Genomic DNA, 16,629 nt, shown 5'->3' with positions numbered 1-16,629 from the left:
GGGCGCGGTAAAGCTTGGCTGCATCCATGGCAGCCACCGCATTACCCGGCAGGGAAGTGTATTAGAAGCGCGCTTTAGGCGTCGCGGATGGGATCGGACCTTCACCGCCCAACGGTCGGAACGTCGACTGGTCCGCGTCGTAGGCCCGGATCTCGCTGGTTTCGATGTTGTAGATCCAGCCGTGAATAAACAATTGGCCATTGGCCATGCGCGAAGCCACGGAAGGGTGGGTGCGCAAGTGCTGCAACTGGGCGATGACGTTTTCTTCGGTCAGCACCTTCATGCTCTCGCCTTCATTGGCGCAGTCGCAGTTGTCGTGGACCATGGTCTTGGCCACCTCGGCATGCCGCAACCAGGCCTTGACCGTTGGCATCTTCTCGAGGCTGTCGGGATTGAGCACCGCACGCATGGCGCCGCAGTCGGAATGCCCGCACACGATGATGTGTTGCACGCCCAGCGCCAGTACCGCGTACTCGATGGCCGTGGACACGCCGCCGTTCATCTGACCATAAGGCGGCACTACGTTACCCACGTTACGGGTGACGAACAGATCGCCAGGGGAGCTTTGGGTGATCAGCTCCGGCACGATGCGCGAATCGGCGCAGGTGATGAACATCGCACGGGGACTTTGAGCCGTGGCAAGTTTCTTGAAGAGTTCTTCCTGCTGGGGGAAGACGTCGTGATGGAAATGCAAAAAGCCGTCAACAATGTGCTGCAGCGCTGCATCGGCGGTTTCCGCCTGAGAGGCTGAAGCCGACGCAGCCAACGGCTGTTTATCCTTATCACTCATAATTCATCCTCTTGATCAATGCAGGTAAGTGTTCCAGGCCAGTTCGACGTCCGGGCAGTGAAAAAGTTGGGAAACCTCCATAGGCCAGGGCGCCGACTTATCAGTCACTCGTCGAACAAGGTACCCATCGAAACTTAACTCAAACTGAATCAACCGCTCTAGGTCGCGGGTTTCAGTGATATCAAAACGCGATTAACCCTACAGATGTTTCGCACTTATCCTCTTCAATCTACAACAATGCCATTTGCCGGCCCGGTGGGCAAAACGCCGTGCAATCCAGATCGAAGCCTCCACGGCGATTGAGCCCCAGACGTTTGATCGCCTTGCTGAAACGCTGCGCCAGCAAATCGGCAAACGGCCCTTCGCCGCGCATGCGCACGCCGAAACGGCTGTCGTACACCGCGCCACCGCGCACCTGACGCACCAGGCTCATCACGTGCGCCGCGCGCTGCGGGTAATGCGCCGCCAGCCACTCTTCGAACAGCGGCGCCACCTCGAGCGGCAGGCGCAACATCATGTACGCGGCACTTTGCGCACCGGCGGCATGGGCTTCGGTGAGCAGGCTTTCCAACTCGCTGTCGTTGATCATCGGAATCATCGGCGAACACAGCACACCGACCGGAATGCCCGCCGCGCGCATCACCCGTATCGCCCGTAACCGCGCCTTGGGCGCCGCCGTGCGCGGCTCCAGTATGCGCTTGAGTTCATCGTCCAGGCTGGTAAGGCTGATCATCACGGCCACCAGTCGTTGCCGGGCCAGTTCGGCGAGCAGGTCCAGATCGCGCAGGATCAGGGAGCCTTTGGTGATGATGGTCACCGGGTGCCGATAGCGCAGCAGCACTTCAAGGGTTTGCCGGGTAATCCTGTATTCGCGCTCGATCGGCTGGTAAGGGTCGGTATTGGAGCCCAGGTTGATCGGCGCGCACACGTACCCCGGCTTCGACAACTGCTGCTCCAGCACGTCGGCGGCGTTGCTCTTGGCAATCAGCCTGGTTTCGAAATCCAACCCCGGCGACATGTCCCAATACGCGTGGCTGGGCCGCGCATAGCAGTAGATGCAGCCATGCTCGCAGCCACGATAAGGGTTGATCGAGCGATCGAACGGCAAGTCCGGCGAGTTATTGCGGGTAATGATGGTCTTGGCCGTTTCGATACGCACTTCGGTGCCCTGGGTGGGCGGCACTTCCTGGAACCAGCCGTCGTCCTCGGCCACGCTGACGGTGGGCGCGAAACGGTTGTGCAGGTTGGTGGCCGTGCCCCGGCCACGGGGTGGCAGTGCAGTCGTCATGAAAAACGCCTCGATACTGTTTTTATATACAGTATCGAGGCGTGAGGGTTCTGACCAGTGCCGTTTGGCGGTCAGTGCTTTTGCGTGACCTGCCCCAAATCATCCCCCGAGGTGGTGCGCATATCGTTCTTGCGCAGGTCGGCCACGTCACTGGCGCTCACTGGCGTGCCTTGATTGCCCCAACTGCCACGGATGAAACTGACCACGTCCGCCACTTCCTGGTCCGACAGGCGCCAGGCAAATGCCGGCATGGTGAAGGTTGACGGCGCGGCGTGGGTGGCGGGCAAGGTGCCGCCGTTCAACACGATGTTGATCAACGACGTGGCATCCGCCGTCTGCAGCACCGGGTTGCCCGCCAGCGCCGGGAACACCCGCGTGTAGCCATGCCCGTCGGTACGGTGACAAGCCGCGCAGTTGTCGATGTACACCGAGGCGCCCGGCTGGCTGTCATCACCCTTCCAGAGCGCCTGGGCCACTTGCTTGTCGTACTGCTGCGGCGGGTTCTTGGGATCCACCGCCGGCAGGCTCTTGAGGTAACGGGCGATAGCGGTCAGGTCGTCTTCCGACATGTATTGCATGCTGTGGACCACAACATCGCTCATGCCGCCAAACACCGCACTACGATCACTGCGCCCGGTCTTGAGAAATTGCACCAATTGCTCTTCGCTCCAACTGCCGAGGCCGTCCTTGTGGTCGCCGCGCAGGCTTTTCGCAATCCAGCCTTCCAGCGGCGCGCTGCCGGACAGGAACGCGTTGCCGTCAGCTGCGCTCAGGGCCTTTTCCTGCATGGTCAGGGCGCGGGGCGTGTGGCACGCACCGCAATGGCCGAGGCCTTCGACCAGGTAAGCGCCACGGCTGACCACAGGATCGGCGGCGGCCTGTACCTGATGCTCCTCGACTGCCGGCGCGAACATCCAGCGCCACGCCGCCAGGGGCCAACGCATGCTCAACGGCCAGGGAATATCGCTGTCCTTGTTCTGTTGGGCGACCGGCTCAACGCCTTTCATGAAGTAGGCATACAAGGCCTGCATGTCGCTGTCGCTGACACGCGCGTAAGACGGGTAGGGCATCGCCGGGTAAAGCGTACTACCGTTCTTGGCGACGCCATGGCGCACGGCCTTGTCGAAGTCTTCGAAGCTGTAGTCGCCCAGGCCGGTCTTGTCCGGCGTGATGTTGGTGGAATAAATCACACCGATAGGGGTTTCCATTGGCAGGCCGCCGGCGAATGGCTTGCCGCCCTTGGCGGTGTGGCAGGCCACACAGTCACCGGCGCGGGCCAGGTATTCACCTTGCTTGATCAGCTCGGCTTGCGCCGCGCTGACCGAGCAACTGCTGAACAGCGCCAAGGAGGCGATAACGAGTGCTTTCATGGTCATCGCTCCTTATGCCTGGACCAGCGGGCCGGGGTTTTTCAAGTACTGTTCGCGGATCGCCCGGGCCGACCAGTAGGTCAGCGCTGCTACCAGGCCGGTAGGGTTATAGCCCAGGCCTTGTGGGAACGCCGACGCCCCCGGGACAAACACGTTGTGTACATCCCAGCTCTGCAAGTAGCGGTTAAGCGCACTGGTTTTCGGGTCGGTGCCCATGATCGCGCCGCCGTTGAGGTGCGTGGTCTGGTACGCCGCCGTATTGAAATGCTCGCCGACTTTCTTGCCCAACACGGCGATCGCCTTGGGATTCATGGCTTGGGCGACCTTGCTCATTTTGTCCATCATGAAGCGGTTCATCTTGATGTCGTTTTCCTGCCAGTCGAAGGTCATACGCAACAGCGGCAGGCCGTAGGCATCGCGGTAAACCGGGTCCAGATCCAGGTAATTGCTCCGGTAGGACTGATGGGCGCCGTGGGCGTCCATCGATACCTGGTGGGTGTAGTAATCGGCGGTGGCGCGCTTCCACGCGCTGCCCCAGGCCGGGGTGCCTGGTGGATTGGAGGTGCCGGCAATCGGCCGACTGCCCGCCTGGTTGACCCACATCGGCGAGCCGCCCACGAAGCCGTGGGGGCCGTGGTCAAAGTTGTCGGCGTTGAAGTCGTCGATGGCCACGCCATTGCCGCCCGCGCCGATAAAGTTGTTGGTGTGGGTGTCCTTGTCGAAGAATGCCTTGATGGTGCCCATGTTCTGGTAGGCAAAGTTGCGGCCCACCACGCCTTCATTGGTAATCGGGTCGTACGGCTTGCCGATGCCCGACAGTAGCATCAGGCGCACGTTATGGAACTGGAACGCGCCGAGGATCACCAGGTCTGCCGGTTGCTCGCACTCCCGGCCCTGGCCGTCGACATAGGTCACGCCGGTGGCTTTCTTCCGAGTGCTGTCAAGGTTGACCTTGAGCACATGGGAATTGGGCCGCAGCTCGAAATTCGGCACCTGGCGCAACGCCGGCAGGATGTTTACGTTCGGCGACGCCTTGGAGTACATGTAGCACACGTAACCACTGCAAAAGCCGCAGAAGTTGCACGGCCCCATCTGCGCGCCGTAAGGGTTGGTGTAGGGCCCGGAGGTGTTGGCCGACGGCAGGTTGTAGGGTTTGTAACCCACATTAGCAGCCGCTTTCTGAAACAGCTGCGCGGAGACCGTGTTTTTCTGCGACTCCAGCGGGAACGGGTTCGAGCGGTCCGGTGCATACGGGTTGCCGCCGCGGCCTTCACCCACCAACTGCCCCTTGACGGTCCAGGCCTCGCCCGAGGTGCCAAAGACTTTTTCCGCATAGTCGAAAAACGGTTCCAGCTCTTCGTAGCTGACGCCGAAGTCCTGAATGGTCATGTCCTTGGGAATGAAGTTTTTCCCATAGCGTTCTTCGTAGTGGCTGCGCATGCGCAGCTCGATGGGATCGACGCGAAAATGCACGCCCGACCAGTGCAGGCCTGCACCGCCGACGCCATTACCCGGCAAAAAAGCGCCAAGCTGACGGTTGGGCAGGGCGACGTCATTCACGCTATGGCGAATGGTCACCGTCTCCTTGGAAATGTCCTGGAAGAGTTTTTTACGCACGCTGTAGGTCAATTCGTCGATGACCTGGGGATAGTTGCCGTCCGGGTAGGTGTCCTGCATCGGGCCGCGCTCCAGCGCTACCACGTTGAGGCCCGCTTCGGTCAGCTCCTTGGCCATGATCGCGCCGGTCCAGCCGAAGCCCACGATCACCGCGTCCACTTTCTTCATGATGGTCGCCACGGGTTAAGCCCTCTCGCCGCGAATGGAAACAGCCGGGAAGGGGTACTGCTCGTTGCGCTCGACCCAGTCCATGAAATCGGCGCGGGCGCCGGGGAAACCGATCATGGTCCAGCCGACCATGCCTTTATTGCCGCCGTGGATGGGGTCGCAGAAGAAGCCTTCCTTGGTGTTCTGCAGCAGCAGGTTGAAAAACATCTTTGGCGGCACCGCCTCGAAATGAGCGCTCAGTTCACTGCCACCCGCCTCCAGACGGTGCAGCATGTCGTCTCGGGTAGCGCTGTCTTGCGCAGCAAAAGCCTTACCGTTGAACGCCTTCGACCAGGCATCCGTCGCCGCGATACCCAGGCGATAGATTTCCTTGGGCACCAGCTTGCTCTGCCAGCCCATCTCCGGCGCGGCATCGGCGTTGAAGGGGCCTTGCATGAACCACAGCGCGCCACTGGCGTACGGCGTATTCATCTGACGGTCGATATATTCCGCAGCGCCAGCTTCCAGAGCACCCGGGCCTTGGGCATCGGCAGGGATCAAGCGCTCGACGGCAGCGTTGATGAACGCCCATTCCTCGGCGGTAAAGTAGGTCGGTTCATACGCCTTGTCACTGGCCGCAGGCTTGGCTGGCGCTGCCTCGGCTGGTGCGGGCGTGGTCATCAGCATCGATCCGCCCAGGCCAGTGCTGGCAACCGTGACCACCGGGATCAAGGTCAAGGATTTGCGCAAAAACTCACGCCGGGGGTTGTCTTGATCTTGATCAGACATGGGTGCACCTCATCATGTGGTCACGGGTTTGGCAGCCGCTTCTGGGGAGTGGCTTGTCTTTTTTTTGCTGCGAGCAGCAATCAATGGTTACAAATGATAGCAGGCTAAGCATGTAGAGAAAGAATTCAGCGACCTAAGTCGCATACATGCGGGCAAAAAAATGGGAGGAGGCTTGCTTCCGATGGCGGTGAGTCAGTCATGTGTAGGTTGACTGACAAGCCGCTATCGGGAGCAAGCCCCCTCCCACATTTTGGTCCGCGTACGGACTGCTAGTCTTTTTTCAGCTTCGGGTTGGGGAAGAACTGCACCGCCTGCACCTTCGGGTCCGCCGGCGCTTTCAATGCCGACGTATTGACCCGCGTACCCAATTCCTTGGGCACTGACAGCCCCTGGTCATTGAGCGTATCGGTATACCCACAGGCCACACACTCGCGGTGTGGCACGTTGTCTTCGGTCCACATCTTGAGCTTGTCCGGCTCGCTGCACGCCGGGCAGACCGCCCCGGCGATAAATTGCTTTTTGGTGATCACAGGCCCTTCACTCATGCTGCCGCGTCCTCACTCAGGCCGCTGTGGCGCAAGAGTGCGTCAATCGACGGCGCACGTCCGCGGAAGTCGACGAACAACACCATCGGCGCTTGTGAACCGCCCCGTGCAAGGATCGCTTCACGGAAGGCGCGACCGGTCTGGGCATTGAGCACGCCGTCTTCTTCGAACTTGGAGAAGGCGTCCGCCGACAGCACTTCGGCCCACTTGTAGCTGTAATAACCGGCGGCATAACCACCGGCGAAAATGTGCGCGAAGCTGTTGGGGAAGCGGTTGTAGGCCGGTGGGCGCATTACCGAGACTTCATCGCGCACGCCTTCGAGCACCTGCGCCACACTGCGACCATCGCCGTGGGTGGCGTGCAATTCGAAGTCGAACAGCGAGAACTCCAGCTGGCGCACCATCATCAGGCCGGACTGGAAATTTTTCGCCGCGAGCATTTTTTCCAGCAGGTCCTGGGGTAACGGCTCACCGGTTTCGTAATGGCCCGAAATCAGCGCCAGGCCTTCAGGCTCCCAGCACCAGTTCTCCATGAACTGGCTCGGCAACTCCACCGCATCCCAGGCCACGCCGTTGATACCGGATACGCCGGCATGTTCAACGCGGGTCAGCAGATGGTGCAAGCCATGGCCGAACTCGTGGAACAGGGTGGTCACTTCATCGTGGGTCAGCAGGGCGGGCTTGCCACTGTCGGCCGGGGTGAAGTTGCACACCAGGTTAGCCACCGGGCTTTGCAGCACACCCTCCAGGGTGCGGCGGCGGTCGCGGGCACCGTCCATCCAGGCACCGCCACGCTTGTTGGCGCGGGCATACAGGTCGAAGAAGAAGCGGCCGACATGCTGACCGTTCTCCTTGATCTCGAACAGGCGCACGTCCGGGTGCCAGGCGTCGAAACCTTTCTGCTCGGCGATCTCGATGCCGTACAGGCGCTGCACAATGGCAAACAGGCCGCCCAGCACTTTGTCGATCGGGAAGTAAGCGCGCAGGGCTTCCTGGGACACGCTGTAGCGCTGCTCGCGCAATTTTTCGCCGTAGAAACCGCTGTCCCAGCTTTGCAGGTCGGCGCAACCTTGTTCGGCGGCGTAAGCCTTGAGCTGCTGCAGGTCCTGGGTCGCGAACGGTTTGCTGCGCTGGGCCAGGTCGCGCAGGAAGCTCAGCACCTGGTCGCTGGACTCGGCCATTTTGGTAGCGAGGCTCAGTTCGGCGAAGGAGGCGTAGCCCAGCAGCTGGGCCAGTTCCTGGCGCAGGTCGAGGATCTGTTCCATCACCGGGCCGTTATCGTTCTGACCGGCATTCGGGCCTTGGTCCGACGCGCGGGTGCAGTAGGCCGCATAGACTTCTTCACGCAGGGCGCGGTCCTGGGCGTAGGTCATTACCGCGTAATAGCTCGGAAATTCCAGGGTGATCAGCCAGCCATCGAGACCTTTGGCCTGGGCGGCGGCGGCCATTTGCGCCTTGGCCGAATCGGTCAGGCCGGCGAGGGTGGCTTCGTCGGTGACGTGCTTAGTCCAGGCCTGGGTGGCATCCAGCAACTGGTTGGAGAATTTGCTGCCCAGCTCCGACAGCTTGCTCTGCACTTCGGCGTAACGCTTTTGCTGCTCCAGCGGCAAATCGATACCCGACAGGCGGAAGTCGCGCAGGGCGTGTTCCAGCACGGTTTTTTGCGCCACATCGAAACCGGCGGCCTCGGGGCTGCTGGCCAAGGCTTCGAAGGCCTGGAACAGCTCACGGTTCTGCCCCATCTCGGTGGAGTAGGCGCTCAATGCCGGCAGGCAGGCCTCATAGGCTTCGCGCAGTTCGGCGCTGTTACACACGGCGTTGAGGTGGCTGACAGGGCTCCACGCCGCGCCCAGGCGATCATTAAGCTCGTCCATGGCCAGGACCAGGCCCGCCCATGTCGGATTTTTTCCCTGGCTTTGCAGGATTTCTGCGATAGCTGCCCGGTTATCGGCAAGGATCTGTTCGATGGCCGGCTGGACATGCTCGGCACGGATCGCCGAGAACGGCGGCAGGTCGTAGGGCTGCAGAAGAGGGTTGTTCGCGCTCACGGTTGGCACCTTGGCTGAAAAAACAGATAAGACAAAGATGGGGGCATCTTAATTACAATCAACACCCACCGCAGCTATCAGTACAACAGAGAGAGGCTATCGTGACCCTTCGCACCTATCAGAACCACACGCCAACCCTGGGCACCGGGGCTTTTGTCGATGTTTCGGCGGTGGTGATCGGCGATGTCGAAATCGGCGCCGACAGCTCAGTCTGGCCCTTGACGGTGATTCGCGGCGACATGCATCGCATCCGTATCGGCGCGCGCACCAGCGTGCAGGATGGCTGCGTGCTGCACATCACCCACGCCGGCCCGTTCAACCCGGACGGTTTCCCGCTGTTGATCGGTGACGACGTGACCATCGCCCACAAAGTCATGCTGCATGGCTGCACCGTGGGGAGCCGCATCCTGATCGGCATGGGCAGCATCGTGATGGACGGCGCAGTGGTGGAGGATGACGTGATCATCGGGGCCGGCAGCCTGGTGCCGCCGGGCAAGAAACTCGACAGCGGCTTTTTGTACGTCGGCAGCCCGGTTAAACAGGTACGCCCGTTGACTGACAAGGAGCGTGCCTTTTTCACCTACAGCGCAGCGAACTACGTGAAGCTCAAAGACCTGCACCTGGCTGAAGGATTCGACCGATGACCCTGCACCACCCAACCGTGCTGTTCGACCTCGATGGCACCCTTACCGACCCACGCGAGGGCATCACCCGCTCGATCCAGTACGCCCTGGGCAAGCTGGGCATCGACGAGCCAGACCTGTCCCGCCTCGAACACTTCATCGGCCCGCCGTTGCTGCAAGCGTTCATGCAGTTCTACGGCTTCGACGAGGCCAAGGCGTGGCAAGCGGTGAATTTTTATCGTGAGCGTTTCAGGGTCACAGGGCTCTATGAAAACCATGTGTTCGATGGCGTGATGCCCTTGCTCGAAGAACTGAACAGCCAAGGCCGCCAGCTGTATGTGGCCACATCCAAACCGTGGGAGTTTGCCCGTGAGATCGCACGGCATTTCGACTTCGCCAAACACTTCAAGGTGATTTACGGCAGCGAGCTGGATGGCACGCGCACCAACAAGGTCGAGCTGATCGCCCACCTGGTGCGTGAAGAAGGGCTGGACCCGACCACCACCTTGATGATCGGTGACCGCAAGCATGACTTGATCGGCGCACGCAGCAATGGGCTCGACTCGGCGGCGGTGGGGTATGGGTTTGGCAGCTTTGCAGAGCTGAATGCCGAAGCGCCGACCTGGCATTTTGAAACATTGGCCGAGCTGCACCAGGCGTTTATGGACCATCGTTAACACGCCACGCGGGTTTTCAAGGCCTCCGTCTGCGCACTGGAGCATGTGCGGCCGGTGAGCTTGCAGGGTGAGCGGATATTCCACTGGCTAACAGGTTTTTTCTGCGCAGATAGTCGGCTTTATTGAGGTGCAAGGCGGCCAACAAAGAAAAATAATGAGCATTGGCTTCTGCACTGGTGGCAGGTGAAATCCTCTGACTGCGCAATCGACTCAAATAGGACGATAACGTGTCCTCGGTGGCCGAACTGCCGCCTTCATCGTGGGTCGCGAGTGCGCTGTGAGTGACTTCATGAATGAAGGTGTGAGCAATTTCCTCTGCAGAAGACCGTTCTAGAAAGTCCCGCTGAAAATACATCAGTCGTTTTACGCCTGGCATCGTCAGCCTGCCGGACGCCAATGTGCCTCTGGCTGAAATAGCCTCTACCGTCGTCCTGCCTTCATGGTGCTCCATGACGCTTATTCTGTGTAAGTTGTCATGGTAATAACTCACCGCAGACATCGTTTCCTGCAGATTGCTCGAGCCCTGCGCCGCCCCGAAAAACAATGCATCCAGTTGATTCAATTCAGTTGCGTTAGCAGGGTCATTGATCGCCGCATACGCTGCATTCAACAGGACAGAAGCTGCCTGCGCACCCGCCACGAGCTTTTTATAACTGGGTGACCCTACCCACAATGAATGACGGATTTCATCCGAAACGTTGCGTACTGCGGCAAAACCTACGCCTCCCGCAACGAACGCGCCGAACGCCACTGAGGGCACCACAATGCCCGTCAGCTTGGCCCCTAGCGCAGCAGCCCCGCCCAGTACCACGCCCTGTGCAGCGCCCAGGGACACGTGATGCCCAAAGCTTGGCAGCCTGCCTTGACCTGCCGAACTCCAGTCGGTGGGCAAGGATGTAATCATCCCTTGACGATCAACCCTGTTCATCGGGTTGTTATGCACCATCCTGTATCGATTCAGTCCGTCAAGTGTCCCTGCCGGGTCCGGGCTGATCCAACGCTGCAACCAGGGTGCGTAGTAACGCATCCCGTAGTAATACAGCCCAGTAGCATCGCGCTCCTTGCCACTGTAGCGGCAACTTTTATAGCGTGCCTCGATGGCGCCTCTCGCCGCCCACCACGCAGTGCTGCCAAATGGGTAATAACTTTCCTGACTGATCAGCAGGGCTTTTTCATCCAGCTCCAGGGTGCTGCTGCCCAAATGATCCGCCAAGTTGCAACGAATGGAATTGTTCGCAAGCTCGGAAGGGCGACCTTTTTCCCATTGAAGTATCCGCACGCTGTAGCGACCGACTTCAATATTCAAGACATTCAGCCATTCGCCGCTGGCACTGTCGCGCCGTACTTCCAGCCCCGGCAGATAGCAAACCTGCGCACGATGGGTGAGTGCGCCAGCCCGAACCACGCTATTTTTTATCACGCGCTGGCCGAACGCATCATAGCCGTACAGCTCTTCATCGTTGGCCGCCTCCTCACGGGTCACCAAGGCAACACTGATCAGTCGGTTGGACACATCCCAGTTCATGGTCTGCCCACGCTCGAGTTGCTGCTGGTTGCCATTGAGGTCGAAGCCCTTGCCCAATGCAGGCGACTCGATCAATGGGCCAGTAGTCGGCAGACTTTGGTTTCCGAGCGTCGCTACCTTCATTGTTCGTGTATAGCCGCTGCCGTTGCTAGGCATATGCTGCAGCTTTTGCAGATTGCCATCGGCGTCATAGGTATAGGTTCGGGTGTAGTTGCGCCATTGGCTATCATTTGCGGCGCCGAAAGTCGCCTGCCTTGGCAGCCCCGATCCAGCGCTATTGTGCGCACTCTCTCGACCACTGGCCCGGACCAGCTGATATAAAGTGTCATATTGGTAATGGCTGACAGCCATGACCTGGGCGTTGCTTGACCATTGGATGGGTTGGGCTGCGTCGACGATTTTGATCACATTGCCGACGTGGTCATAGGTGTATGCCAAATCCTGCAACCGCTCTTTCTTTGCCCTGCTGCGATAGGTCAATAATCGCTCCACACGCTGGCTGCGTGGGTCGTAGGTCCACTCGCTCACTACGCCGTTTCCAGCACGTTGCGTTAGCATCTGACCATGGGCGTTGTAGTCGGCCCCATCCGCGATGACCTGACGAGTACCGCCCGCCAGGGTGATGCCAACTTCCAGTAGCTCACCGGTGCGTCCATAACGACTGTCTTTTACATTGTTTTTTGCATCTACCTGCTCAAGCGCTTCCCCCAATGCACTGAAGCGCCATGACGTCACGAAGTCTTCATCCTGCAATAAAGCTTCTCGCTGTGTGGGTTGCAAGGGCCAGTTGACCGTCGCAATCTCTCGAAGAAAACGCTGCGCCTGCCTTGATACATGCCCCTGCAGGCCATACTCCTCAAAGCGCGTTCTGACGCATTCGCCGTCATGCAACACCAGCCGGCCACAGCGATTATTCACCGCCTCAGCCGTTGAATAACCTGCATATTCCAACCTTTCTACACATCGCTCAGATGAATCATCGGCCGCTTGTTCAAACACCGCCACGGGCCGCAGCGAAGCGTCATAGTTGCACTTACGGTGAGCGCCGCGACCATCCCACCTGTGCACCCATTGACCCGCGCCCCCCAGTAACGTCAAGCGCCAGCCCGCATCCGTGCTATCGCTGTAGATCGGCTGACCGCCAAGGCTGTAGACCGTCACGTGACTGGCTTTTTTCACCCCTTTGGCGTCACTTGCCATCCACTGACGTGACCCGTACTGCTGCACGACGAAACCCGAGGCATTGAACGCTTGACGGGTAATACGCGCCTCAAGCTCGACTTGGGCAGTCGGCCGGTAATAAGCGACCGTGCGCACAGCCAACCCGCGTGGATCGATCGCCGTTAACGTTGGTGTGTTTTGATGCAAGGGTAGAGACATGAGGAAACCCTGACGCTGTAAAGGTCAGGAAACTCTAATGAGCGCGTCTCAGAGCGGTGGGATATGTAGATATTACTTGTATCTGCTCGCGTCAAACGTGCTCTGCGCATTCATCCCCTGATATTCGTTCATCAATTGCCTCAAACGAATCTTGCGCTCTTGCGAAGCCAAACCGCCCAATGCGCGCACCGCCTGATAAAACCTGACCCAATCCCCGCCTTCCTGCCGAAACAATGCTGCAAACGCCGGCACCCATTGGTCATATAGGCCGAAAGGCAACAGCCGTGCGTTGTTCATCGGCTGGTTGATCCACGCGTCATAGCGCTTGTCACCGCCCCATTGGCTGTCGCGCATCTGTCGGTACTCAAGGCGCAGGCGTTCGAACTCCGCCGCCTTGGCCTGGCGCATGGCTTCGCGCGCCAAGGGCTGTGCGTAGAGGGTTTCCAGGCGTTTGCGGGTATCGAGAATCAGGCGAATGAACTGGTCACGCTGCTGCAGCGTCCCATCGCTCAGCGGCGCCAGTCCACGGGCGGCTCGCCACTGGCGGGTACCTTCCTGCTCGACGAAGCTGGCGAATGACTCATTGAATTCGGTGTCGTCCTTCACATAGAAGCGCTGATGCGCCAGCTCATGGAAGATCAACGTGGCCAGGCGCTCATCGCCCCAGTGCAGCATCGAACTGATGATCGGGTCGTTGAACCAACCCAAGGTGGAATACGCCTCGACGCCGCCAATCGACACGTCCATACCTTGTTGGCGCAGCAATGCCGCTTCGCCGCGTGCCGCGCCCTGGCTGTAATAGCCGCGGTAGGCGACGCAACCGGCGATGGGAAAACAATGGTTTTCAGGCGATAGAGAAAATTCCTGCGTGGCGAAGACATTCCAGACCACATAGGGTCGGCCAATATCGGCGTAGAGCCGGTAACTTTGATTGTCGGGCAAGTGCAGGTGTTCGCTGGCGAAAGTACGAGCTTTCTGGGATTGCACCAGATGCTCGCGCAACCCTTGAGGACGGGTTGGATCGGCGATGACCTCGGCCACCGGTTCCCGCGCCCGCAGCAGCTGCCACTGACCACTCGCCAACTGGCTGTAGTAACTGACGCTGGAGCAGCCGCTGAGCAGCATCGCGAGCAACCCCGGAAGAAAACGCCTGATCATGCCGCGACTGCTCCTGGGTGATGTGTGCGCCAGACTGATACGTTTGAAGTGATGTTCCACACGATGGCGTGTTTATACTCAAACTATCTTCTCGCGTTGAGTACCTGCCATGCGCCAGCTTCTGTATCCCATCGCCGCCCTGTTCCTCAGCGCTTGCGCATTGACGCCCGTCCCGCCAGTCGACCCTCGGCAGGCCTGGGTAGACTTCACCACGCCGACACCGGGCTCCAAATTGGTCATGGCTCAGCGGCTGGACGGGAAAAACCTCGACGACGGGCGCTTTTTCCAAATGCCGCCCGGCCCCCACGAACTGATGGTGCGCTTCGATTTCGAAGTGCCCGCCGGCGGTGGTTTGGGGGGGCTCAGCCAGATGATGTATCGAACCTGCTTCATGACCTTGCAGTACGACCATTTCCAGGCTGGCCAACGCTACGTACTGGAAGGTCGCTCACTGGCCTTCACCCCCAACATCCGCCTGTATGACTCGGCGCGTCAGTTGCTGGCCGAGGAGCGCAGTGTGAACTGCATCTGATCAGTCGTTGTTTTTCTGGTAGAGGATGCGCTTGGTGCCGTTTTCGCACGAACCAACAATCATGGCGCTGTCGTGGTTCTTGGCTTCTTCGGCAGTGATGATTTCCAGGGTGTAGGACGGGATCGCCTTGGCCTGGATATTCACTTCGATTTCCTTCCTGAGCTCTTCACAATCTTTTGGCGCGGCCACGGCCGAAGTGGCCAATACACCGCAGATGATTGCCAAGGCAAAACGTTTCATGTGTGAAGCTCCCTGAATGCATGCGCACGAGTGTGCGCCTAGGCTGCATAGGCTATAGGACCACATCTATGAAATACGAGTTCTGATTTAACGCAAAACTAAATGTGGCAGGGGGCAAGCCCCCTGCCACATGGAGGGTGTGTCAGTTAACCAGTGTGGCATCCAGGGTGATGGTTGCGTTCAGCACTTTGGACACCGGGCACCCTTCCTTGGCCTTTTTGCTCAGTTCGTCGAACTGCGCCTGGCTGGCGCCTGGGATCTTGGCCTTGAGAACCAGATGCACGGCGGTAATCGCAAAACCACCCTCGACCTGGTCGAGGCTCACTTCGGCCTGGGTGTCGATGCTGTCAGCCTTCAGGCCCGCGTCGCCGAGAATCATGGAAAAGGCCATGGAGAAACAGCCGGCGTGGGCCGCGCCGATCAGCTCTTCAGGGTTGGTGCCCTTGCCGCCTTCGAAACGGGCCTTGAAGCCGTAGGGCGCCTCGCGCAGCACGCCAGTTTCCGTGGAAATGGAACCCAGGCCAGTCTTCAGATCGCCTTCCCAATGCGCGGATGCCTTTTTAACGATACTCATAGCTTTCTCCTCGAACGGTAGTTTTGCGTCAGTAAGGTTCTGAGGATAGACACCGTGGCAAAGTTCACCTTGTCGGAAAAACCTACCATTCAGGTAGGAAATTTCATGCCTGCTATTGAATCTCGGGTATATGCCCTCATTGCATAGAACATGCACATGAAGCGGCAGGTTTTGGTTCGTCTGAGAAGCCTGCGCCCCCATTGGAGAAGCAGGCTATGAAATCGCTGTCCGACGTTAAGTACTCGACCCTCGACCTGGTGCCCGTTCGCGCCAACGGCAGTGCGGCGCAATCGCTGCGCAATTCCCTGGACCTTGCCCGGCACGTGGAAAAACTCGGCTACAACCGTTTCTGGGTGGCTGAACACCACAATATGGACGGTATCGCCAGCTCGGCCACGTCGGTGTTGCTCGGCTACCTGGCCGGGGGCACCTCGACTATCCGTGTCGGCTCCGGTGGGGTGATGCTGCCCAACCATGCGCCGCTGGTGATTGCCGAGCAGTTCGGCACCCTGGAAAGCTTGTACCCCGGCCGTATCGACTTGGGCCTGGGCCGTGCGCCCGGTTCCGACCAGATGACCGCCCGCGCCCTGCGCCGTGAACGCTCCGGCAGTGCCGACGACTTCCCTGAAGACGTGGCCGAACTGATGGCCTACCTCGGCCCACGCACGCCCGACCAACGGGTGATTGCGGTACCGGGCACCGGCACCAACGTGCCGGTATGGCTGTTGGGCTCGAGCCTGTTCAGCGCGCAATTGGCCGGTGAACGTGGCTTGCCTTACGCGTTCGCCTCACATTTCGCACCGCGCCTGATGCATGAGGCGATTCGCGTGTACCGCAATCACTTCAAGCCTTCGGCCGTGCTGGAAAAGCCCTACGTCATGCTTGGCATTCCGCTGGTGGCCGCTGACACCGATGAACAAGCTGACTACCTTGCCACCTCGGTGTACCAGCGCATTCTCGCACTGATGCGTGGGCAGAGCCTGGTGCAGCGGCCACCGGTCAAAACCATGGACGGCCTGTGGCTGCCCCACGAAAAAGACGCGGTCGGCAGTTTCCTCGGCTTGGCGATGGTAGGCAGCCCGGCGAAGATCCGCGCCAAACTGGAGGTGCTGATCGAGCAGACCGGCGCTGATGAACTGATCTTTACCTGCGACCTGTACGAGCATGCCGACCGGATTCATTCCTACGAACTGCTGGCGCAGTTGATGAAGGGCTGAATTCCGGGCAAAAAAAACCGACGCGTCTGTGGCGAGGGAGCTTGCTCCCGCTGGGCTGCGAAGCGGCCCCAAAAAAAGGGAGCGCTACGCACTCCAGCGGGAGCAAGCT

The 16,629-nt window shown here is 59.7% G+C and carries 15 protein-coding genes; 4 read left to right on the top strand and 11 right to left on the bottom strand.

Annotated elements, in window-relative coordinates:
- Positions 1 to 61: 61 nt before the first annotated feature.
- The 7 genes from C4J89_RS00270 to prlC form a co-directional block, all read right to left on the bottom strand.
- A complete protein-coding gene (locus tag C4J89_RS00270; RefSeq protein ID WP_124360620.1) occupies positions 62 to 790 on the bottom strand; it encodes a carbonic anhydrase in 729 nt (242 codons plus the stop codon).
- A 229-nt stretch (positions 791 to 1,019) separates the two neighbouring features.
- Complete coding sequence (locus C4J89_RS00265; RefSeq protein ID WP_124413435.1) at positions 1,020 to 2,078, bottom strand: PA0069 family radical SAM protein; 1,059 nt, start codon at positions 2,076 to 2,078, stop codon at positions 1,020 to 1,022.
- Positions 2,079 to 2,149: 71 nt separating this feature from the next.
- Positions 2,150 to 3,448 carry a cytochrome c gene (locus tag C4J89_RS00260; protein WP_124413434.1) on the bottom strand — a complete coding sequence of 433 codons (1,299 nt, stop codon included), beginning with the start codon at positions 3,446 to 3,448 and terminating at the stop codon, positions 2,150 to 2,152.
- A 12-nt stretch (positions 3,449 to 3,460) separates the two neighbouring features.
- The gene (locus C4J89_RS00255) at positions 3,461 to 5,245 is read right to left on the bottom strand and encodes a GMC family oxidoreductase (protein WP_124413433.1); all 1,785 of its coding nucleotides are present in this window, start codon (positions 5,243 to 5,245) and stop codon (positions 3,461 to 3,463) included.
- A gap of 3 nt (positions 5,246 to 5,248) precedes the next feature.
- Positions 5,249 to 6,001, bottom strand: coding sequence for a gluconate 2-dehydrogenase subunit 3 family protein (locus tag C4J89_RS00250; RefSeq protein ID WP_124413432.1), 753 nt, complete (start codon positions 5,999 to 6,001; stop codon positions 5,249 to 5,251).
- Positions 6,002 to 6,270: 269 nt separating this feature from the next.
- Positions 6,271 to 6,546 carry a YheV family putative zinc ribbon protein gene (locus C4J89_RS00245; RefSeq protein WP_010207776.1) on the bottom strand — a complete coding sequence of 92 codons (276 nt, stop codon included), beginning with the start codon at positions 6,544 to 6,546 and terminating at the stop codon, positions 6,271 to 6,273.
- The gene (prlC, locus tag C4J89_RS00240; protein WP_124413431.1) at positions 6,543 to 8,594 is read right to left on the bottom strand and encodes an oligopeptidase A; all 2,052 of its coding nucleotides are present in this window, start codon (positions 8,592 to 8,594) and stop codon (positions 6,543 to 6,545) included. Before prlC ends, C4J89_RS00245 begins: the two co-directional genes overlap by 4 nt.
- A gap of 101 nt (positions 8,595 to 8,695) precedes the next feature.
- On the opposite strand from prlC, the gene C4J89_RS00235 reads away from it, so the two are divergent.
- Together C4J89_RS00235 and C4J89_RS00230 are read left to right on the top strand one after the other, a co-directional pair.
- The gene (locus tag C4J89_RS00235) at positions 8,696 to 9,238 is read left to right on the top strand and encodes a gamma carbonic anhydrase family protein (RefSeq protein ID WP_124360614.1); all 543 of its coding nucleotides are present in this window, start codon (positions 8,696 to 8,698) and stop codon (positions 9,236 to 9,238) included.
- On the top strand, positions 9,235 to 9,894 hold the full coding sequence (locus tag C4J89_RS00230) for an HAD family hydrolase (protein ID WP_124413430.1): 660 nt from the start codon (positions 9,235 to 9,237) through the stop codon (positions 9,892 to 9,894). The genes C4J89_RS00235 and C4J89_RS00230 overlap by 4 nt, the downstream gene beginning before the upstream one ends.
- A gap of 16 nt (positions 9,895 to 9,910) precedes the next feature.
- Here the strand turns inward: C4J89_RS00230 and C4J89_RS00225 are convergent, their stop codons facing one another.
- Both C4J89_RS00225 and C4J89_RS00220 read right to left on the bottom strand, forming a co-directional pair.
- Positions 9,911 to 12,799: an RHS repeat domain-containing protein gene (locus tag C4J89_RS00225; protein WP_124413429.1), complete on the bottom strand. Its 2,889-nt coding sequence runs from the start codon at positions 12,797 to 12,799 to the stop codon at positions 9,911 to 9,913.
- A 72-nt stretch (positions 12,800 to 12,871) separates the two neighbouring features.
- Complete coding sequence (locus C4J89_RS00220) at positions 12,872 to 13,957, bottom strand: aminopeptidase (protein ID WP_124413428.1); 1,086 nt, start codon at positions 13,955 to 13,957, stop codon at positions 12,872 to 12,874.
- A 109-nt stretch (positions 13,958 to 14,066) separates the two neighbouring features.
- On the opposite strand from C4J89_RS00220, the gene C4J89_RS00215 reads away from it, so the two are divergent.
- Positions 14,067 to 14,489: a hypothetical protein gene (locus tag C4J89_RS00215; RefSeq protein ID WP_124413427.1), complete on the top strand. Its 423-nt coding sequence runs from the start codon at positions 14,067 to 14,069 to the stop codon at positions 14,487 to 14,489.
- Here the strand turns inward: C4J89_RS00215 and C4J89_RS00210 are convergent, their stop codons facing one another.
- On the bottom strand, positions 14,490 to 14,729 hold the full coding sequence (locus C4J89_RS00210; protein WP_124360609.1) for a DUF1161 domain-containing protein: 240 nt from the start codon (positions 14,727 to 14,729) through the stop codon (positions 14,490 to 14,492).
- Positions 14,730 to 14,871: 142 nt separating this feature from the next.
- On the bottom strand, positions 14,872 to 15,303 hold the full coding sequence (locus C4J89_RS00205) for an OsmC family protein (RefSeq protein WP_124360608.1): 432 nt from the start codon (positions 15,301 to 15,303) through the stop codon (positions 14,872 to 14,874).
- Between the two features lie 215 nt (positions 15,304 to 15,518).
- On the opposite strand from C4J89_RS00205, the gene C4J89_RS00200 reads away from it, so the two are divergent.
- The gene (locus C4J89_RS00200; protein ID WP_124360607.1) at positions 15,519 to 16,520 is read left to right on the top strand and encodes an LLM class flavin-dependent oxidoreductase; all 1,002 of its coding nucleotides are present in this window, start codon (positions 15,519 to 15,521) and stop codon (positions 16,518 to 16,520) included.
- Positions 16,521 to 16,629 lie beyond the last annotated feature (109 nt).

It is taken from the genome of Pseudomonas sp. R4-35-07 (assembly GCF_003852235.1).
GTDB lineage: Bacteria > Pseudomonadota > Gammaproteobacteria > Pseudomonadales > Pseudomonadaceae > Aquipseudomonas.
This window is presented reverse-complemented; position numbering and strand designations above follow the sequence as displayed.